This is a genomic window from Sphingopyxis sp. DBS4, from assembly GCF_024628865.1.
GTDB lineage: Bacteria > Pseudomonadota > Alphaproteobacteria > Sphingomonadales > Sphingomonadaceae > Sphingopyxis.
Genome location: NZ_CP102384.1, coordinates 2,229,598 through 2,249,181, shown reverse-complemented (window position 1 = coordinate 2,249,181; position 19,584 = coordinate 2,229,598). Strand labels below are relative to the sequence as shown.

Annotated in this window: 16 protein-coding genes; 5 read left to right on the top strand and 11 right to left on the bottom strand. The window is 65.6% G+C overall.

The window, feature by feature from the left end:
• Window positions 1–66: 66 nt before the first annotated feature.
• The 6 genes from NP825_RS10730 to miaA form a co-directional block, all read right to left on the bottom strand.
• Entirely contained in the window at window positions 67–693 is a 627-nt protein-coding gene (locus NP825_RS10730) for a DUF6151 family protein (protein WP_257543219.1), read from the bottom strand.
• Between the two features lie 124 nt (window positions 694–817).
• Window positions 818–1,852 carry a ketol-acid reductoisomerase gene (gene ilvC / locus NP825_RS10725; RefSeq protein WP_257543217.1) on the bottom strand — a complete coding sequence of 345 codons (1,035 nt, stop codon included), beginning with the start codon at window positions 1,850–1,852 and terminating at the stop codon, window positions 818–820.
• Window positions 1,853–1,987: 135 nt separating this feature from the next.
• On the bottom strand, window positions 1,988–2,503 hold the full coding sequence (gene ilvN / locus NP825_RS10720) for an acetolactate synthase small subunit (RefSeq protein ID WP_257543215.1): 516 nt from the start codon (window positions 2,501–2,503) through the stop codon (window positions 1,988–1,990).
• Window positions 2,504–2,512: 9 nt separating this feature from the next.
• Window positions 2,513–2,779: a hypothetical protein gene (locus NP825_RS10715; RefSeq protein WP_257543213.1), complete on the bottom strand. Its 267-nt coding sequence runs from the start codon at window positions 2,777–2,779 to the stop codon at window positions 2,513–2,515.
• The gene (ilvB, locus tag NP825_RS10710) at window positions 2,779–4,533 is read right to left on the bottom strand and encodes a biosynthetic-type acetolactate synthase large subunit (RefSeq protein WP_257543211.1); all 1,755 of its coding nucleotides are present in this window, start codon (window positions 4,531–4,533) and stop codon (window positions 2,779–2,781) included. The genes NP825_RS10715 and ilvB overlap by 1 nt, the downstream gene beginning before the upstream one ends.
• A 75-nt stretch (window positions 4,534–4,608) precedes the next feature.
• Entirely contained in the window at window positions 4,609–5,571 is a 963-nt protein-coding gene (gene miaA, locus NP825_RS10705; protein ID WP_257543209.1) for a tRNA (adenosine(37)-N6)-dimethylallyltransferase MiaA, read from the bottom strand.
• Between miaA and serB the strand changes: the two genes are divergently transcribed.
• Window positions 5,570–6,454 (top strand): phosphoserine phosphatase SerB, encoded by an 885-nt coding sequence (gene serB, locus NP825_RS10700; protein WP_257543207.1) that lies wholly within the window; start codon window positions 5,570–5,572, stop codon window positions 6,452–6,454. The genes miaA and serB overlap by 2 nt on opposite strands.
• Before the next feature lie 180 nt (window positions 6,455–6,634).
• On the opposite strand, the gene NP825_RS10695 is transcribed toward serB, so the two are convergent.
• From NP825_RS10695 to NP825_RS10675, 5 genes are all read right to left on the bottom strand, one after another.
• Window positions 6,635–8,170: a sulfatase-like hydrolase/transferase gene (locus tag NP825_RS10695; protein ID WP_257543205.1), complete on the bottom strand. Its 1,536-nt coding sequence runs from the start codon at window positions 8,168–8,170 to the stop codon at window positions 6,635–6,637.
• The gene (locus NP825_RS10690; RefSeq protein WP_257543203.1) at window positions 8,167–8,940 is read right to left on the bottom strand and encodes a GntR family transcriptional regulator; all 774 of its coding nucleotides are present in this window, start codon (window positions 8,938–8,940) and stop codon (window positions 8,167–8,169) included. Before NP825_RS10690 ends, NP825_RS10695 begins: the two co-directional genes overlap by 4 nt.
• 128 nt (window positions 8,941–9,068) lie before the next feature.
• Window positions 9,069–10,382: an alkyl sulfatase dimerization domain-containing protein gene (locus NP825_RS10685; protein ID WP_257543201.1), complete on the bottom strand. Its 1,314-nt coding sequence runs from the start codon at window positions 10,380–10,382 to the stop codon at window positions 9,069–9,071.
• Between the two features lie 51 nt (window positions 10,383–10,433).
• A complete protein-coding gene (locus tag NP825_RS10680) occupies window positions 10,434–11,951 on the bottom strand; it encodes a serine hydrolase (protein ID WP_257543198.1) in 1,518 nt (505 codons plus the stop codon).
• Window positions 11,952–12,013: 62 nt separating this feature from the next.
• Complete coding sequence (locus tag NP825_RS10675; RefSeq protein ID WP_257543193.1) at window positions 12,014–13,333, bottom strand: DUF1254 domain-containing protein; 1,320 nt, start codon at window positions 13,331–13,333, stop codon at window positions 12,014–12,016.
• A gap of 246 nt (window positions 13,334–13,579) precedes the next feature.
• On the opposite strand from NP825_RS10675, the gene NP825_RS10670 reads away from it, so the two are divergent.
• From NP825_RS10670 to NP825_RS10655, 4 genes are all read left to right on the top strand, one after another.
• Window positions 13,580–15,790 (top strand): TonB-dependent receptor, encoded by a 2,211-nt coding sequence (locus tag NP825_RS10670; RefSeq protein WP_257543191.1) that lies wholly within the window; start codon window positions 13,580–13,582, stop codon window positions 15,788–15,790.
• Between the two features lie 194 nt (window positions 15,791–15,984).
• A complete protein-coding gene (locus tag NP825_RS10665; RefSeq protein WP_257543189.1) occupies window positions 15,985–16,893 on the top strand; it encodes an alpha/beta hydrolase in 909 nt (302 codons plus the stop codon).
• Window positions 16,894–16,913: 20 nt separating this feature from the next.
• Window positions 16,914–17,612, top strand: a complete 699-nt coding sequence (locus NP825_RS10660; protein WP_257543187.1) for a GntR family transcriptional regulator — start codon at window positions 16,914–16,916, stop codon at window positions 17,610–17,612.
• Window positions 17,609–19,579 (top strand): pyrroloquinoline quinone-dependent dehydrogenase, encoded by a 1,971-nt coding sequence (locus NP825_RS10655; RefSeq protein ID WP_257543185.1) that lies wholly within the window; start codon window positions 17,609–17,611, stop codon window positions 19,577–19,579. The genes NP825_RS10660 and NP825_RS10655 overlap by 4 nt, the downstream gene beginning before the upstream one ends.
• The last annotated feature ends 5 nt before the right edge of the window (window positions 19,580–19,584 follow it).

Genomic DNA, 19,584 nt, shown 5'->3' with positions numbered 1-19,584 from the left:
AAGCGAAGCAATCCAGAGCCCGCGTAAACCGCTCTGGATTGCTTCGCTTCGCTCGCAATGACGAAGTTATTGGTGGGATCGATTGTGCCACAGATTCTGCCGTTCTTCGGCGGTCAGCCGGTGTGGCGGAGCGATGGGGGCGAGCGTTTTCGGATCGAACAGCGCGGCGCGGCGACGGTCGCCCGAGACGACGTCCTTGATGGCGCGCACGAAGAAGCGTCGCATCAGCGTGACCATGGACATCTTGCGAAGGTCGCTGGCGTCGCCGATCGCCTCGTGCGTGAAAAGATGTCCCCCGGTGGCGCCGAGGAGCCGGTCGCGCGCCGCAGTGTCGCAGGCGGCGAGTTGAACCGTGATGAAGGGCAGCTTGCCGTTCGCATAGGTGTTGAACAGCGGCATCCGGCAACATTGGGCATACCAGCGCAGCGTCGGCTGGTCGGTGAGGTGGACGCAGGCGAGCCGGTCTCGGCCCGATGCCAGCCGCATCCGCGCGCACCGCGTCTGATACAGCGCCGTGCCGCCTTGTGCATCGAGCACCCGCTCGTGGCCGAGATAATGAGCGAGGTTCTGGCAATCGGTGCAATGACATATGACGTGATCGCCCCCGGCGTCGATGGTCAGCGTTCCGGAAACGGCGCCGCATTCGCAGGCGAAGGGGAGGTCGGGACGCTGGGTGTGGAAGTTTTCGTGCACCGTTCCCTCCGTTCGCCCTTCGCTTGTCATTGCGAGCGCAGCGAAGCAATCCAGAGCGGTTTACGCAAGCTCTGGATTGCTTCGTCGCTGCGCTCCTCGCAATGACGATGAGATAAGGGAGGACTTAGTTGACCGCCTTGTCGACCAGCTTGTTCTTGGCGATCCACGGCATCATCGCGCGCAGCTGCGCACCGGTCTGTTCGATCGGGTGCGCGGCGGCGGCCTTGCGGCTCGCCTTCAGCTCGGGCTGGCCGGCCTGGTTGTCGAGGACGAAATCCTTGACGAAGCGGCCCGAGGTGATGTCGGCGAGGACGCGCTTCATTTCGGCCTTGGTCTCGTCGGTGATGATGCGCGGACCCGTCTTGATGTCGCCATATTCGGCGGTGTTCGAGATCGAATAGCGCATGTTGGCGATGCCGCCCTCATAGAGGAGGTCGACGATCAGCTTGGTTTCGTGGAGGCACTCGAAATAGGCCATTTCGGGGGCATAGCCCGCCTCGACCAGCGTTTCGAAGCCCGCCTGGATCAGATGGGTGACGCCGCCGCAGAGCACCGCCTGCTCCCCGAACAGGTCGGTTTCGCACTCTTCCTTGAACGTGGTCTCGATGATGCCGCTGCGGCCGCCGCCGACCGCCGACGCATAGCTGAGAGCAAGCGCCTTGGCGTGGCCGTTGCCGCTGTTGCCGCTCGCTTCCTGCGCGACCGCGATCAGGCAGGGGACGCCGCCGCCCTTCTGATATTCGCTGCGCACGGTGTGGCCGGGGCCTTTCGGCGCGACCATGAAGACGTCGATGTCGGGACGCGCCTCGATCAGGCCGAAGTGGATGTTGAGGCCGTGCGCGAAGGCCAGCGCGGCGCCGGGCTTCAGATTGTCGGCGAGGTCGTCATAATAGATTTTCGCCTGATGCTCGTCGGGGGCGGCGATCATGATGACGTCGGCCCATTCGGCGGCTTCCTTGTTCGACAGCACCTTGAAGCCTGCGCCTTCGGCCTTCTTCGCGGTCGCCGAACCGGGACGGAGCGCGATCGCGACGTCGCGCACGCCGCTGTCGCGGAGGTTCTGCGCATGGGCATGCCCCTGGCTGCCATAGCCGAGGATGGCGACCTTCTTGTTCTTGATCAGATCCTGGTCGGCGTCGCGATCGTAGTAAACCTGCATGTCTTTCTTCCCTTATTTTCGTTCGTCATGCCGGACTTGGTCCGGCATCCATTCGGCGCTCCGTTTCCGGCGAAGTTCTGAATGGACCCCGGATCAAGTCCGGGGTGACGATAGTTGAAACCCAATGCTTGAACTCTAAAGCGCCTCCGCGCCGCGGGCGATGGCGACGACGCCGGTGCGGCCGACCTCGACGAGACCGCATTCGCGCATCAAGGCGATGAAGCGGTCGACCTTGTCGCTGTTGCCGGTGATCTCGAAGATGAAGCTGGTCAGCGTCGTGTCGACGACCTTGGCGCGGAACACGTCGGCCATGCGCAGCGCCTCGATGCGCTTGTCGCCGGTGCCCGCGACCTTGACCAGCGCGATCTCGCGCTCGACATGCGCCTCGTGGTCGGCAAGGTCGACGACCTTGTGGACGGGAACGAGGCGGTCGAGCTGCGCGATGATCTGGTCGATGATCGGCGGTGGGCCGGAGGTGACGATGGTGATGCGCGACAGCGCATGGTCGGCGGTGATGTCCGCCACGGTCAGGCTTTCGATATTATAGCCGCGCGCGGTGAACAGGCCGGTGATCTTGGCGAGCACCCCGGCTTCGTTGTCGACGGTGACGGCGAGCACATGACGCTCGCCCGCTTCGGTTTGAATTTTCATGTTTGTCCCCTAAGCGTCGCTTCGCGCGTAATCGATTACCCGATCAACAAGCGTGCCGCTGTCAGGCCAGTTGGAAAATTGCTCGACGATGATGAAGGGTTCGAGGAAGTAACTGAAGGTCCGGCCATCGGTTTCAACTGCTTCGGTGGAATCGCCTTCACGCCAGATGATCCGCGAATTCTCATTCCACGGCTCCTCTGCGAAGGGCAGTTCCTCGCGATCTGTAAAACTGCGAGCGTCGCGTACCAGTGCGGCCAACGTGATCTGATCTGTCATCACACCAGCGCTTTCGCTTCGTCGTCCATCGTGCCGGTGACGTCGCTCGGCTGGAGGATCATGTCGGTGTGTGCAGCGCCCGACGGGATCATCGGGAAGCAGTTGGCGAGCTTCGCGACGCGGCAGTCGACGATCACCGGGCCGGGGGTGTCGAGCATCGTGCGAATGCCGTCCTCGAGCTCGCCGAGCGTGTCGATGCGCAGGCCCGTCCAGCCATAGGCCTCGGCCAGCTTCACGAAATCGGGCAGGCTGTCCGAATAGCTGTTCGAATAGCGGCTTTCATAGGTCAGTTCCTGCCACTGGCGGACCATCCCCATCCATTCATTGTTGAGGATGAAGATCTTCACCGGCAGGCGATATTGCGCCGCAGTGCCCATCTCCTGAATGTTCATCTGAAGCGAGGCCTCGCCCGCGATGCAGACGACGAGGCGATTGGGATTGCCGATCTGCGCGCCGACCGCGGCGGGGAAGCCGTAACCCATCGTGCCGAGCCCGCCCGAGGTGAGCCAGCGGTTGGGGGTCGAGAAGCCGAAATGCTGCGCCGCCCACATCTGGTGCTGGCCGACCTCGGTGGTGATGATCGGGTCGCGGCCGCGCGTCGCGTCGAACAACGCCTTGACCGCGCGCTGCGGCATGATCTCGGCGGCAGCGTCCTTCTTTTCGGGGAAGTCGAGGCAGCGCGCGGCGCGCCAGCCGTCGATGCGGCGCCACCATTCGCCATAGTCGCGCGCCTTGTGGCCCTTGTCGGCCCATGCGGCGACTAGCGCGTCGAGCGCGCGCCCGGCATCGCCCGCGATCGCGAGGTCGACGGGGACGATCTTGTTGATCGAGCTGCGGTCGATGTCGATGTGGATCTTCTTCGCTTCGGGCGCGAAGGCGTCGAGGCGGCCGGTCACCCGGTCGTCGAAGCGCGCGCCGACCGCGATGATCAGGTCGGCGCGGTTCATCGCCATGTTCGACTCGTACGTGCCGTGCATGCCGAGCATGCCGAGCCACTTCGGATCGTCGGCCGGAAAAGCGCCGAGCCCCATCAAGGTCGAGGTGATCGGCGCGCCGGTCAGCGACACGAGCTGGCGCAGCGCCGCGCTGGCGCCGGGCCCGGCGTTGATCACGCCGCCGCCGGTGTAGAAGACCGGGCGCTCGGCCGCGGCGATCATGTCGATCGCGGCGGCGATCGCATCGGCGTCGGGCTCGATCTGCGGGCGATAGCTGGCGTGCTGGATGATCTCGGGCACCGAATAGGTGCCGGTCGCGACCTGCACATTCTTTGGAATGTCGATCACCACCGGGCCGGGGCGGCCGTGGGTCGCGATGTGAAACGCCTCGTGCAGGATCGGGCCGAGCCGGTCGGGGTCCATCACCAGATAATTATGCTTGGTGCAGTGGCGCGTGATGCCGACGGTGTCGCACTCCTGGAAGGCGTCGGTGCCGATCAAGGTCGTCGGCACCTGGCCGGTCAGCACGATCATCGGGATCGAATCCATCAGCGCGTCGGTGATGCCGGTGACCGCATTGGTCGCGCCGGGCCCCGAAGTGACGAGCACGACGCCGGGCTTGCCGGTCGAGCGCGCATAGCCCTCCGCCGCGTGGGTCGCCGCCTGTTCGTGGCGGACGAGGATGTGCTTGATCGTCGGGTGCTTGTAGAGCGCGTCATAGATGGGAAGGACCGCGCCGCCCGGATAGCCGAACACCGTGTCGACCCCGAGGTCGACCAGCGCCTGAACCACCATGTCGGCACCGCTCATTTCCGTCACGACGAAACTCCTTTCAACAGCAGAAAGGCAGCGCTTGTGCGCTGCAACAGGGCTGCGGGCAATAGGTGCATGATTCTATCTTGTCAACAGTCTATCACGTAATAAAATTGCTATTTTGTCGATGGAATCGATGTTTAATGATTCTTCGTGGCGCGGCCAATCGGCGGGGGGCTGGTGGCGGAACCACGTATATTGGCGCTTTGCATATTGGCGGGTCGCGGCCTGCGCCTGCGCGAGTGCTTCGTCGCGGCTGATCGCGCCCGCCAGATGGGCCGCGATCTGCGGCACGCCGATCGCGCGCATCGCGGGCAGATCGGGGTCGAGGCGGCGCGCGAGCAGCGCTTCGACTTCGGCGATCGCGCCCCGTTCGAACATCTGGACGAGGCGCGCGTCGCAGCGGGCGCGCAGGTCGTCGCGCGGCGGGAGGAGGATCAGCGGGGTGAGGGCGATGTCGTCGGCGATGCCGCCCTCGCGCGCGCGCTGCCACTCGCCGAGCGGGCGGCCGGTCGAGCGGACGACCTCGAGCGCGCGGGCGACGCGGGTGGCGTCTGCGGGGTGGAGCCGCGCGGCGGCTTCGGGATCGGCCTTTGCCAGCGCGGCATGGGCTTCGGCGACCGGCAGCGCGCGGACGGCCTCGCGGATCGCCGGGTCGATCTGCGGTACCGGCGCGATGCCGAAGAGCAGGGTGCGAAGATAGAGGCCGGTGCCGCCGACGAGGATCGGGAGCGCGCCCGCGGCATGGGCCCGCGCGATTTCTGCCTGCGCTTCGGCCGCCCAGCGCGCGGCGTTGCACGCCTCCTTGCCGTCGATATGGCCGAAAAGGCGGTGCGGCACGCCCTCCATCTCGGCTGCCGCCGGGCGCGCCGAGAGGATGGCGAGGTCGGCATAGACCTGGCTCGCGTCGGCGTTGATCACCACTGCGCGGCCGCAGGCTTTTGCGAGCGCGACCGCCAAAGCGCTCTTGCCGCTGGCCGTGGGTCCGGCGATAAGTACGACGGGCGGCCGCCCGCGAACGGAAGAGACAGAAGGAGAAGCCATGTTCGTTGCCACGCTGATAGCAGCCGGAAAGCTCACCGACGAGGTGGTTCGCGAAGCGATCGACCGGCTCGACATGACGGGGCACGATGTCGGCGCGCCGCACTGGATCGACGAGCATGATGCGGCCGACATTTTCTTTCAGGGCAGCCTGGTCAGCGCGCGCGCCGAACTGGCGAAGATGGACCATGGTGCGCTCGACATCGTCGTCCAGCCGTTCGGCGACCGCACCAAGAAGCTGATCATCGCCGACATGGATTCGACGATGATCGGCTGCGAATGCATCGACGAACTGGCCGATTACGCCGGGATCAAGGATCAGGTCGCGGCGATTACCCAAAGGGCGATGCGCGGCGAGGTCGATTTCCGCGGCGCGCTGACCGAGCGCGTCGCGCTGCTGCGCGGGCTGGGCGAGGATGTGCTGACCCAATGCCGGATGGAGCGCGTCCGCCTGACCCGCGGCGCGCGCACGCTCGTCCAGACGATGAAGGCGCATGGCGCGCATTCGGTGCTCGTGACGGGCGGTTTCACCGCCTTTGCGGGGCCGGTGGGCGAAGCGATCGGGTTCGACCGGATCGTCGCCAATGAATTGCGGATCGAGGGCGGCAAGCTGACCGGCACGGTGAACGAGCCGATCGTCGACAAGGATGCGAAGCTCGAGACGCTGAAGAGCGAGGCGGCGAAGCACGGCCTGCCGCTCGCCGAGACGCTGGCGGTCGGCGACGGCGCGAACGACATTCCGATGCTGACCGCGGCCGGGCTGGGCATCGGCTATTACCCGCACGCCGCGGCGGCCGAAGCCGCCGACGCGGTGGTCCGCCACCACGACCTGACCGCGCTGCTCTGGGCGCAGGGCTATCCGCGGCGGAGCTGGGTGCTGGGGTAGAGGCGGAATTGCTGCGACCCTGGAGGGAAGAGCGGATTTCGAGCATTTACCGTCATCCCGGCGAAGGCCGGGATCTCACCCTATCGCCATGACGCACCGGCGAGATCCCGGCCTTCGCCGGGATGACGAGAATAGGTAGTCAAAGTCCGCTCTCCACCCCGTAGCGGAAGGAAAAGGCCGTCAGAAGATCAACTGGACCTTCTTGCCGTCGATCTCGGTCCGGAATTCGCGGCGGCTGGTGAAGGCCGGGGGAATATTCTTTTCATCCCAGCGATCGAAACGGCGCTCCAGATCCGCGACGGCTTCGGGCTGCTGCGACGAAAGGTCGTTCGCTTCGTCCCGATCGCGGACGATATCGAAGAGCATTTGCCATTGTCCGAGCGGCGATATGCCGAGCTGCGTGCCGTCGGGCAGGGGTTTCCCCATCACATCCGCGAGCGTCTGGACCTCGGCCGCCTTGTTGATCGTGATCAGCTTCCACGGGCCGCTCCGCGCCCAGTGATTGGGCCCCATGCGCCAGAACAGCGTCCGATCCGCCGGCAGGGCGGACGCGGCGAGCAGATTCTGTCCCTCGCTCTGCGGCGGCGCGGGCCGGTGCATCGCGGCGGCCATCGTCGGCATGATGTCGAGCGTCGAGATCGGGCGCGCCTCGACCTGGCCGCGCTTCACCCGTCCGGGGGCGCTGAGGATGAAGGGCACGCGCACGCCGCCTTCGAGCGGAAAGGCTTTCCATCCCGCGAAAGGCGCGTTGGAGCAGGCGCCTTCGGCATAGTTGGGGCAGCCATTGTCGCTGATGAAAAAAACAATCGTTCGACGATCAAGTCCGTGCGCTTTCAAGGCGCCCATCAGCCGCCCGACATTCTGGTCGAGCTTTGTAATCATCGCCTTGTAGATTCGGGATTGCGGCGACGGATCCTTCGCAAATGGCTGCACATCTTCCTTCGTTGCCGCATATGGCGAATGCGGTGCATTATAGGCCAGATAGAGGAAGAAGGGGCGATCATGTCCCGATCCGACGAATTTTACGGCCCGGTCGGTGAACACATCGGTGATGTTGCCGGGCGGATTGACGGTTTCGCGCCCCTCCATGATCGGAAAGCGCTTGCGCGTGATAAGCTTGCCTTCGCCGCTGTCGGTGGTCACCAGTCCCTTGGTGCCGTCGGGATAATAGCTGGTCGCGCCGCCGAGGAAGCCGAAAAAGCTGTCGAAGCCCTGGTCGAGCGGGTGGCGCCCGACCCCGTCGCCGACGTGCCATTTGCCGATCATCGCGGTCTGGTAGTTCGCCTGCTTCGCGACTTCGGCGAGCGTCGTCTCTTCGGCCGGCATGCCGACGTCGCGGCCGACGAGATTGTAATAGAAGCCGAAGCGCCCCTGAAACCGGCCGGATAGGAATCCGGCGCGCGACGGGGAGCAGATCGGCGCGGTCGAATAGGCGGTATCGTAGCGGATTCCCGACCGGGCCAGCGCGTCGATATTGGGGGTGCGAATGGCGCCGCCGTAGGCGCTGAGGTCGCCGTGACCGAGGTCGTCGGCGACGATCAGGATGATGTTCGGCTGGTCGGCGGTCGCGGCGGGCGGGGTCGCTGCCGTCCGTTCGCGCGGCGCCGCGCAGGCGCCGAGCGCAAGAGCGGTCAGGACGGTAGCCGCCGTCGTCAAGACGCGCCGCGCCGCCGCCCGGCGGCCGGTGGGGCGCGGTGCCCTTTTTGCATGGGTCATTCGCGATCCTTCCCTGATGTGCCTGCGGCCGATGTGGGCCGGATCGATTGGCCGATCGATTCGAGGCTCGCGAGCGTCGAGCGATCGGATTCGCGGACCGGCGCCGGATGCAGCGACCGGCGGGTGATCAGCACGATGGCGCGCGCCGCGCTCGCGGCGACATCGCGCTGCCGCGACTTGATCGCCGCCGCCATGAGCCGGTGGGCGTGGAGCGATTCGACTTCGGTTTCGACGGTGCCGGGCAAATGAAGGCGCTGCTGCCAAAGGACGAGCCGGCCGATGTGCAGCAGCATCCGTTCGGCGATCGGGCTGCCCGAATGCTGGCCGATGAAGGCGCCGATCGAGAAGGACAGGCGATAGAGCTGCCCCTTGTCCGCCGTATCGGGCAGGTGCGCCGCGTCGGCGGGAATATGACGATCGAGTTCGGCGAAGGCGGATTCGGGCATATGCTCGCTCGCCAGCGCCGCGCAGCGCGCATAAATATCCTCGAGTATGCCGAGCGCATCGATGAACTGGTCGATATCGATATTCGCGACGCGGGCGCCGCGCCACGGCAGGATATCGACGAAGCCCGCCTGCGCAGCGAGCCGCAACGCTTCGCGCGCCGACGGCCGGCTGACTTCGTAGCGCTCGGCGATCTCATTTTCGCGGAGCGGCATTCCGGGCTGGTGCCGCTGGACGATGATCTCGCGGATGATCGCTTCCGAAAGCCAGGCGTCGGTGGTGCGATTATCGTCGCTGTTCCTGCTTCTGCCGCTGCTCTTTGCCATTTTTCTTACCTCGTGCGCGAAGCGGGGGCGCGTCTTTCGCCCCGGTTCGCGCCGCATGATTTGCGCCGATCGACGGCGGGATTCCGTCCTTTGCGGCAGTATAGACAGCGCCTCTTTCCAACAAGCCGTCATGGTTCTTCCCCGGTCGCAGGTCCGGCGAGCGCCGCTTTCGCATCGAACAGGCCTTTGCGAAGCCAGCCGTTCTCGTTCGAGTTTCGCGAGGCCGCGAGCAGCGCCTCGAACGCCGCGATCCGCGCCTTGAGGGCCGCTTTGCTGGCCGGATCGGCCGCCAGGGCGGCGCTGGTCAGGCGGAGCGCCGTCGCCGCCCGATGATCCGCGATCAGCGCTTGCGCGCGGGCGGCGACAGCGTCCGCTCCGCCCGCCAGGCGCGTGAGTTCCGCATAGGCCTCGTCGGGCGACACCGGATAGATCGAGGCGGGGTCGCCATCGAACCAGCCGATATAGGCATCGTAGATGCCGCGCACCGACCAGGCGATCTTGCCATAATCCTCGCCGACGTCGAGCGACGGCGGCAGCTTGACGTCGCGCATCAGCGTATAGACGTCCTTGCCCTCGTTCATCCCCTTCACCGTGGCGTCGTGGACATAGAGGATCGCATCGCGATAGCGGGTCAGCACCCGCTGCACCGTGTCGGCGCCCTCGATCGGGACGCCGTGGCTGGGCAGAACGATGGCGGGTTTCAGCGCCAGAACCTTGTCGATGGAGGCGACATAGTCGAGCGCCGGCCGGGGTTCGGTGCCGCGCAGCGTGTAGAGATTGGGGAAAGACTGGTAATAATTGTCGCCGATGAAGAGCGCCTTGAGCTCGGGAATCCAGACATTGAGCATGTCGGGCGTCTCGCCCGGCGCCGCGAAACAGACGAAGGTCAGTCCGCCGAGCGTAAAGCGATATTCCTTGTCGAACACTATGTCGGCGAGCGGCCCCGCGGCGTGATTGCCGGGATTGGCGTGGCTCACCACGGTCCTGCCCGTTTTGGTATATTGCGCGCTCGCGCGGGTTGCCAACAGGCCGCTCAGCCGCGCGCGATAGTCGAGAAACTCGCCCTCTTTCTCCTGTGCGATCACATGCGTGCCGGGCCCGCGCCACAGTGGAAGTCCGCCGCTATGGTCGGTGTGGGCGTGAGTCAGGATGACATAGCGGACGGGCGCGCCGGAAACCTTGGTGAGCCACGCATGGTGCCGTTCGGCGGCGCGCGCGTTCGACGTGTCGATGATGACATTGCCGTCGGGTGTCGGCACCATGAAGCTGTTGCCGAACGCCGTCGCCTGATAGATGCGCCCGCCGAGATAGGGATGGGCTTCGGTCTCGCCCTGTCCGGTGCTGAGCGCGGGGTTCGACGCGGGGCCGGCGTCCTGCGCCGCGGCGCCGGGCATGGTCAGGCAGGCAAAGGCGATTCCGGCGGCGGCCGCGGTCCATCGCATCGGCGATATCCCACGCCTGCGCGACGTTGGTCGATCCGCATGTGCCGGCATTTACGACACCGTCCCGATCAGCTTGCCGAGGAATATATTGTCCGAATAATCCGACGATGCCGAGTCGTCCGCGAAACGGACTACGACGAGATCGAGCGACGGGATGACGTAGAGCCGCTGAAATCCCGCGCCCGCCGCCATATACATATCCTCGGGAACGTCGGGCGCGATCTGGTCGTCGTCGGGATCGATCGGCAGCGCGGCGGCGGGGACGATATCGACGTCGTCGTCATAGGTGCCGTCATAATGGCGGTTCAGCCACCAGGTCAGTCCGTAGCCATGAAAGGAAGGATTCGTATAGCCGCCCGTCCCGGTGCCGGCGGTGCAATAATCGACCGTTGCCGCCGGCAGATGACGAGCGCTTTGCCACGTGCCCTTCTGCAGCATGAACTGCCCGTATTTCAGCCAGTCGGTTGCGCTGAACGATGCGCCTCCGGCCATCTGGGGGTGCCCTTGCACGTCGCGGGTCCAGCCATAGGAGGTGGATGCGATGCCAAGCGGCGTGAATAATTTCGTCTGCAGATAATCGACCGGGTCGGTGCCCCCGGTGACGGCGCCGCCGCTGCCGTAGGTGCCGCCGGACGATATCTGGAACAGCAGCGCGAAATTCTGGAACGACAGCGGGTCATAGATGAACGCATTGCCCCCCGCCGGATTGCCGCTGTCGATTTCGTTGACCGCGAGATTATAGGTATCGAGTGTGGGCACCGTCCGCGGCGAATAGGCCGGATTGCCGTGCATTCCGGAATTGAGACCGAGCAGGTGGAGCACGGTGATCGGCGATTTGTCGGGATCGCTCTGCCAGTCGGTGATGCGCGACGAGACGTTGGTCGTGAGGTTCAGAAACCCGTCCTGCTCGGCAAAGGCTTCGAGTGCGCAACTGAAGCTCTTGGTGCCGCTCGCCAGAATATGCGGTTCGTTGTTGTAGCCGTCCGCATAACGTTCAAAGACCTTTCGGCCGTGCTGCAGCACAACCACCGCGACCCCGCCGTTCGAGGCCTCCTCCGAATAGTCGGCGGCATTGTTATAGTTGGTGTCTTCGGCGGTGGTCCGGGCGTGCGGCAGCGTCGCGTTTACCGGATCGGTGGCGGACGACAGTCCGCCCGACGAAAAGGCGACGACGGTGACCGTCAGCTGATCGCCGGGGCTCAGCCCGGTCAATTGCGTCCCCGGCGTCGCGCCGACCGTGTTGACGTGCAGCGTGCCGCCGTTGATCTTGTAACGCACGCGGTAGCCGGTGGCGCCGGGGGCGGAATCCCAGCCGATATAGGCCGATGTGTCGCCGGTCGCATCGTCATAGGCGGGGTTGACGAACAGGCCGGTCGGGGTCGGCGGGGTAACGAGCGTGCTTCGCGTCGCCGCAAGCGTTTGGGGCACGATGACCGGGGCGTCGGCGATCGCCGCATAGTCCGATCCCTCCCCGCAGGCGGCGAGAAACAAGGCCGCGACGCCGGCCAGCGCTGTTTCGACGCGGCGATCGCGGGGGCGCGAAAATCGGTGTCGGCAATCGTCAATCATCGGTCATCTCCCCAAGTTGAGAGTGTATAATCGAGCGGTATCAGGTGATTGCCCACGCAAGCTCAGCCATATCGAGCGAGCGGCGGAAAATGATAAACTCCGTTCAATAGTGGCGCTTGCGGCACATAGGCGCGCATCGAGAGCACAAACGGCTTGGCCTCTGGCGCGGGAAGCCAGTTGGCCCGGCGCGCGGGGCCGGGATCCTGGCGGGCGATCCAGATATCGATCGAGCCGTCGCGATTGCGGACAAGCCCCTCGGTGCGGTCGCCGATCGCGTAGCGCTCGATCGGATTGGGCGTGAAGAAAAATTGCCCGTCGCCGGTCGCTTCGTAAAGCGTCATCGACCAGAAACCATCGACGGGCGGCAGCGCACCGGGCGCGAAATGCAGGTGATAGCGGTCGCCGTGGAACAGGCCGTCGGGGGCGTCGCCGGTCGAGCGGGTATAGAAGGCCTCCTCGAGCGGCAAGGCGAACAGGCCGCTCACCGCGATCTGGGCGCGAAATTCATAATCCTGTTCGAAACGGCCGAGATCCCACGGCGGATAAGCCCAGCCGTCCCTGGTCAATTTGCCGAGCTGCGACTGCGCGGCGATCGCGCGGGCCTCGGCGAGTCCCGCTTCGATCTCGCGGATCGCTTCCGCCGGGAAATCGGGCGGCCGAAAGCCGGAGCGGGTGAGCCCGAGCGGCGCGATCCGGTCGAACAGCGCGTCGTCGGTCACCGGCGGCGGCGATTCGGCGATCAACGCCGCTGCTCCGGCGAAATAGTCGCGCCACGGCGCGTCGCGTGCGGGCACCGCGATTGTCGGGGCGGGGCCGCCCGCCCCCTCGATCGCCAGCCCGTCCTGCACGGCGCGAACCGCGGCGACGTCCGACGGGCCGTCGACCAGCGCCCGCGCGAGGAGGAAGGCCCAGTCGGACGGGGTCCGGATCGCATTGGCGGGGGCATCGCCATGGGGCCCCGCGACGATGAACCGCCCGCCGTCCCCCCCGGTGGTGCGCGTGCCCAGCACCGCGACCGTATTGGTATACATGTCGACCAGTTGCACCGAAAAATAGCGGTCGCCGGTCGCGGGCAGCGTCAATTCGACCGGCCCGGCCGCAAGATCGAGCATCGCATGCGAATACATGGTGTCGTTGTTCGGCGACGTCACCTTCTGCGTCTGGATGTTGGTCAGGTTGCGGTTGTGGACGAAATGGTTCGCCGGACCCTTGGTGAGGATTCGCCGCCGCACATTCGCCACCTCGATCAACGGGACCGAATAGAGCCAGGCATCGCGCGCCGCAGCGCGAAGCGACGGCGTCGCGGCAAGGGCCCGGCCCCCGAAAACGGTCCCGCCGATCGCCGCAGCGCCCGCCGCCAGCAAATGTCTGCGATCCAGCATCTCGACCTCTCCCCGTGGTGTTTATTGTCCGTCGATGCAATTTTGTCTAACAATAATTATAGGCGAAGGTCAATAGCCATGCTCCGTCTGTCACCGGAATTTATGGAAATATAAGGGATTTTTATAAAATATATCGAGGATAGAACCGCGAGGCGGCTGGAGGATGGCGTTACTCCATCTTCATATCGTTTGACAATAATGGAAGATTATATGACAAGGGCGCAAACAAACCGATGGGAGGGTGATATGGGCAAGAGAAGACTGATCGGGGTCAGTGCAGGGGCGATCGCTTTGGCAATTGCGGCGCCGGCATTTGCGCAAACGGCCTCCGGCGCGTCCGGGGCGGCGCCGAACGATCAGGATATCGTCGTCACGGCGCGCCGCGTCGCGGAAACCGCGCAGGACGTCCCCGCCGCGATCACCGCGATCGGCGGCGAGCAATTGTCCGACCTCCTCGTCGACGATGCCGCGAGCATGATCCGCCAGATCCCCGGCGCGACGCTCGTCACCAGCGGCCCCGCCTTCATCGGCGACGTCTCGATTCGCGGGCAGGGCGGCGGGCGGATCAGTTCGTCGGAAAGCGCCACCGGCATCTATCGCGACGGCCATTATGCCGCGGGCGGCAAGTTCGGCGGCCGCACGCTCACGCGGCTCGACCTGTTCGACCTTCAGCGGCTCGAGGTCCTGCGCGGCCCGCAAGGCGCGCTCTATGGCCGCAACGCGGTGGGCGGGTCGCTCAACGCGATCGCGAACAAGCCGGGGTTGGACGATGCGAATGGATGGGTGAGCGCCGGTTACGACAGCGTCGAAGCGCTCGACCTCGAAGGCGTGGTCAACGTTCCGCTGGTCGAGGGCAAGCTGGCCGCGCGCGTGGGCGGATTCGTGATCGACCAGAACGACGGCCACATCACCAACGTCACCACCGGCCACATCGTCGACCAGAGCAGCAGCACCGGGCTGCGCGCGGCGCTGGCGTGGAAACCGTCGGACAGCGTCGATACGCGGCTGACGTTCGAGAATTATTACAGCCGGACGCCGGGCTTCGGCAGCCTCGGCTATCGGGAGACGCTCTACAATGGCGACCCGCTCGATCCCGGCATTTTCGAGCGCGTGCTGAGTACCGAGGCCTATGCCCATATCAAGCAACGCGCGCTTTATTGGGATACCACGGTCGCCACCGGCTATGGCGACTGGCATTTCAACTTCGATTACAAGCACCGGACGGGCAGCCGGTACGACGAGGATTATGATCATTTCCTCGGTTACAAGGGCGTCATTCTCGGCGGCCAGCCGGTGACGCTGCGCAACAACGAGAAGGAAAGCTTCGAGAACGGCGGCGCGCAAATCTATCTCGCCTCGCCGCGGTCGGGCGGGCGCTGGTCGTGGGTCGTCGGGATCGACGGGCTGATCAACAAATCCAACGACGTCGTCATCGTCGATGGTTCGGCGACCCCCGTCGCGTTGCGGCGCCAGTTCCGCAGCGACCTCAGCATCGAGAAACTGCGCTCGTTCGCGGCCTATGCGACCCTGGGCTATGATATCACGCCCAAGCTCAATCTCGACCTTGAGCTGCGCGTGCAGAGCGACCGCAAGAGCATCGATTTCGATCGTTCGGCCAGCAACAGCAGTTCGCTGACCAACACGACGTCGTTCGACATGCGGCAAAGCTGGACCCGCGTCCTGCCGACCGCGACGCTGCGCTACAAGTTCAACGATGCGCAGATGATCTATGCGCGCTTCGCCACGGGCTATCGCCCCGGCGGTTTCAACACCAGCATTCCGGCCGACATCCCCGATGCCGAAAAGCTGATCCCCTATGATCCCGAATATGTCTATGGCGGCGAGTTTGGCTGGAAGGCCGAATTCTTCGACCGCGCCTGGACGGTCAATCTCGCGGCCTATTACACCGAAACCCGCAACGTGCAGTCGCTGACCGCGGCGAGCATCACCAATCCGCAGTTCATCCTGCAGAATGTCGGCGGCAATCGCATCTATGGCATCGAGCTCGAAACGCGCGGGCGGATCGATCTCGGCTTTGGCCGGCTCGACCTCAACGCGGCGGTGTCGACCAGCGACGGGCGCTTCGACAAGGGGGCTATGATCCTCGACAATACCGGCACGCTCGTCGATCTGTCCGGCAATCGGGCGAACCAGACGCGCGACCTCGAATTGAATCTCGGCGGGGTCTTGCGGGTGCCGCTGGGCGGGCGGGCAGTCGCCAGCCTGGGCGCCAATATGCGGACCGAACATGGCGGCTATTTCAACGCCACCAACGACGATAAATTGTCCAACTACACGATCGTCGATCTTACCGCGAGCCTGACGATCGATCGCGTGCAACTCCGCTTCTTCGTCCGCAACGTCGGCGACCGCGTCTATCTGCTGCAAACCGTGAGCAACAATAATTTCTATAACTCGCCGCGCGAATATGGCGGCAGCATCAAGGTCGCCTTCTGAGATGCGATGGCGCGGGTGGCGACTGGCGCGCGGGCGGGGAAGGGCGGCTCTGACGGCGGGCGCGATACCATGCGCCGCGACCGGCGCGGCCGCAACCGACAAGGATTTCGATCAGCAGCTCTGGCTGCCCCTGATGGACATGGTCCGCTGAGCGCATCGCCGCGCGATGGGCGCGACATCGATAGGAGTCGACAATGACGGCAACGACCAAATTTCTTCTCGCCGGCGCCTTGGCGGCGTGCGCGGTGATCGGTGCGGGCGCGGCGGCCCAGCAACGCGGCTTCGCCCGTGCGGGGGCGTGGGCGGACGAGGCGCCGATGAAGCATGTTCCGCCGCCCGCCGGCACCCGGATCGAACGCGACATCGCTTATGGCAGCGACCCGGCGCAGCGCCTCGACCTCTACCGGCCGGCGAAGGCCGAACGCGCTCCGATCCTGGTGATGGTGCACGGCGGCGGCTGGTGGCGCGGCGACAAGGCGCGCCCGCCCGTCGTCGACAACAAGGTGAATCACTGGCTGCCGAAGGGCTATATCTTGGTGTCGGTGAACTATCGGATGGTGCCGAGCGCCGATCCCCTCGCGCAGGCGGGCGACGTCGCCGACGCGCTGGCCTATGTCCAGAGCCATGCCGCGAAATGGGGCGGCGATCCGGCGCGCGTCGTCCTGATGGGCCATTCGGCGGGCGCGCATCTGGTCTCGCTGCTCGCGGCGGCGCCCGAGATCGCCCGCGACGCGGGCGCCAAGCCCTGGCTCGGCACGATCGCGCTCGACAGCGCGGCCTATGATGTCGTCGCGGTCATGGAGCGGCGGCATTTCGACCTCTATGACCGGGCGTTCGGAACCGACCGGGCCTTGTGGAGCGCGGCATCGCCGACCCTGCGGCTCAAGACCGCGCCGACGCCGATGCTGCTCGTCTGTTCGTCGAAGCGCGCCGACGCCTGCCCCCCGGCAGAGGAGTTCGCGAAGCGGGCGCAGGCGCTGGGCGCACGGATCACGACCTTCCCGGTCGACATGACGCACGGCGAGATCAACGCACTGCTCGGAACCAAGGGCGCTTACACCGATGCGGCCGACAAATTCCTCGGATCGATCGGATTGCAATAAATGGTTCTGGTTTGCGGATGATGGCGAAGAAGGCGATCAGGGCCAAGGGCGCGGGCGACAACCGGACCACCGACGCGTGGCTGTCGGAAGCGCTGATCCGCGAGATCATCGTCCAGCGGCTTCAGCCCGGAATGCCGCTGCGCGAGCAGGAAATCGCCGATCGCTATCAGGTCAGCCGCCCGTCGGCGCGCGAGGCGTTGCGGCTCGCCGCGCAGGTCGGCTTCGTCGAGATTCTGCCGTGGCGCGGCGCGCGCGTCACCAATATCGATATCGACCAGTTCCTCGACATTCTCGGCATCCTCGAGGATGTTTACGCCCGCTGCGCCGCGCTGGCCGCCGAGCGCATGCCCGAAACAGCCTTTGCCGAGCTCGATCGCCTGGTTCCCGGCGACGCCGCGCTGTTGCCCGACACCGCCGACAAAGGGAAGATGTACCAGATATCCTTCACGATCGGCGCTTTCGTCGGTCAGCATTCGGGAAGCCTGATCGCGCAGCGCATGCTGATCCATGTCGGACGATTGGCGCTGTGGCAGCAACGGCTGCACCGGCCCGGTTCGGTCGAGTCCGAGATCGAATCGCTCTACGCCCATCAACTGATGGCCGCGGCGATCAAGTCGCGCCAACGCGACGTTGCCGCCGGCGCGGCCCGCGCCACCGTGCTCATCACGCGCCGCTCGCTCCATCCGGAACCCCGCCGCGCGTTCGGAGAAAAGCCATGAACAAGGCCCTGTCGCGCCGAACCTTCCTGCTTGCCGGAGCGAGCGGTCTCGCCATGCCCGGCGTCGCCTTCGCGCGCGCGAAGGCGGGCAAGCCGCGCGGGCCCGCCGCCGATGCCCTGCGCACCGATTGGCCCGTATACGGCGGGCTTAACAGCTCGGCCAAATATTCGCCGCTCGCGCAGATCGATCGCACCAACGCTGCGCAGTTGCAGGTCGTCTGGGAATGGGAATCGCCCGATCGCGACATCATCGCCGCGCATCCCGACCTTCGGCCCGGCGAATTCCAGGTCACGCCGATCATGGTCGACGACGTCCTCTATGTCGCCACCGCGATGAGCCAGGCAGCGGCGATCGACGCGCGCACCGGCCGGACGATCTGGGTCTATAATCCCGAAGCCTGGACCAACGGCAAGCCGAGCACCAAGGGCTTTCAGCATCGCGGCGTCGCCTATTGGGCCGACGGCGACGACCGCCGCATCTTCCTCGCCACCTGCGATGCCCGGCTGATCGCGCTCGATGCCGCGACCGGGACGCCCATTGCCGATTTCGGCACCAATGGGGAGATCGATCTGCGCAGGGTCGGGCTGCAACGGCCCGTTCCGACGAAGCCGAGCGTGCTTTACGGCTGTTTCGGCCCGCCGTTGATCGCGCGAAACATGGTGGTGGTCGGCGGCTATATCGACGATCAGCCCGTGCTGCCGATCATGCCGCCCGGCGACGTGCGCGGGTTCGACGCGCGCACGGGGGCGCTGCGCTGGACCTTTCACACGGTGCCGACGAAGGGCGAGTTCGGATACGACAGTTGGCACGGCGGAAGCGCCGAACGGAACGGCAACGCGAACATCTGGGCGCCGATGAGCGCCGATGAAGAGCTTGGGCTCGTCTATCTGCCCGGCACCTGCGCGACCGACAATGTCTATGGCGGGCGCCGCCCGGGCGACAATCTGTTCGCCAACAGCCTGATCGCGCTCGACATCGAGACGGGCAAGCGCCGCTGGCATTATCAGTGCGTCCACCACGACCTGTGGGACTATGACCTGCCGTGCGCGCCCAACCTCGTCGACATCATCGTCGACGGCCAGCCGATCAAGGCGGTCGCGCAGGCGACCAAGCAGGGATATCTGTTCGTCTTCGACCGGACCAACGGCAAGCCGGTCTGGCCGATCGAGGAGCGGCCGGTCCCGCAAAGCGAGCTCGCGACCGAGCATAGCGCGCCCACCCAGCCGCATCCGACCTGGCCGCCGCCGTTCGAATCGCAGGGCATGAGCGAGGATCTGCTCGTCGACTTCACGCCGGAGATCAAGGAAGAGGCGAAGCGGATATTGTCGCGCTATCGCTACGGCCCGCTTTACACGCCGGTCGGCAGGACGCCGACCCTGATCCATCCGACGTGGACCGGCGGCGCCAATTGGCAGGGGGCGGCGGTCGATCCCGAGACCGGGATTCTCTATGTCACCTCGCACTCCTCGGTCTCGCAACTCGCGCTCGACGACAATGGCAAGCTGGCGACCGCCGGGCCCGTGAATACCGAGATCGCGGGCGCGGCGGGGGTGGTGAACGGTCCGGCGGGGCTGCCGCTGATCAAGCCGCCCTACAGCCGGATCACGGCGATCGATCTCAATACGGGCAAACATCTGTGGATGTGTGCCAACGGGCCGGGGGCAACCGACGACCCGCGTTTCGCGCCGTTCAAGCTCGGGTGGATCGGGTCGGAGCAGCGTACCGCGCCGCTGGCGACCAAGACCTTGCTTTTCGTCGGCGAGGGGCCGCACGACCCCCGCCACGCGAAGAAGGTGCTGCGCGCCTATGACAAGCTGACCGGCGAGCTGGTGGCGGAAACGCCGCTCCCCGGCCATGTGCTCGGCGCGCCGATGACCTATTCGATCGATGGGCAGCAGCGGATCGTCTACGCGATGGGATTCCGCGTGTGGCCGCACAAGCTCGTCGCTTTGGGCCTGGGGGGCTGACCGCA

Coding starts and splice junctions, on each gene's coding strand:
- serB (WP_257543207.1), top strand. CDS start 5,570: ATGTTCGTTGCCACGCTGATAGCAGCCGGAAAGCTCACCGACGAGGTG.
- NP825_RS10655 (WP_257543185.1), top strand. CDS start 17,609: ATGAACAAGGCCCTGTCGCGCCGAACCTTCCTGCTTGCCGGAGCGAGC.
- ilvN (WP_257543215.1), bottom strand. CDS start 2,503: ATGAAAATTCAAACCGAAGCGGGCGAGCGTCATGTGCTCGCCGTCACC.
- NP825_RS10695 (WP_257543205.1), bottom strand. CDS start 8,170: ATGACCCATGCAAAAAGGGCACCGCGCCCCACCGGCCGCCGGGCGGCG.
- NP825_RS10665 (WP_257543189.1), top strand. CDS start 15,985: ATGACGGCAACGACCAAATTTCTTCTCGCCGGCGCCTTGGCGGCGTGC.
- ilvC (WP_257543217.1), bottom strand. CDS start 1,852: ATGCAGGTTTACTACGATCGCGACGCCGACCAGGATCTGATCAAGAAC.
- NP825_RS10680 (WP_257543198.1), bottom strand. CDS start 11,951: ATGATTGACGATTGCCGACACCGATTTTCGCGCCCCCGCGATCGCCGC.
- NP825_RS10670 (WP_257543191.1), top strand. CDS start 13,580: ATGGGCAAGAGAAGACTGATCGGGGTCAGTGCAGGGGCGATCGCTTTG.
- NP825_RS10675 (WP_257543193.1), bottom strand. CDS start 13,333: ATGCTGGATCGCAGACATTTGCTGGCGGCGGGCGCTGCGGCGATCGGC.
- NP825_RS10660 (WP_257543187.1), top strand. CDS start 16,914: ATGGCGAAGAAGGCGATCAGGGCCAAGGGCGCGGGCGACAACCGGACC.
- NP825_RS10690 (WP_257543203.1), bottom strand. CDS start 8,940: ATGGCAAAGAGCAGCGGCAGAAGCAGGAACAGCGACGATAATCGCACC.
- miaA (WP_257543209.1), bottom strand. CDS start 5,571: ATGGCTTCTCCTTCTGTCTCTTCCGTTCGCGGGCGGCCGCCCGTCGTA.
- NP825_RS10715 (WP_257543213.1), bottom strand. CDS start 2,779: ATGACAGATCAGATCACGTTGGCCGCACTGGTACGCGACGCTCGCAGT.
- NP825_RS10685 (WP_257543201.1), bottom strand. CDS start 10,382: ATGCGATGGACCGCGGCCGCCGCCGGAATCGCCTTTGCCTGCCTGACC.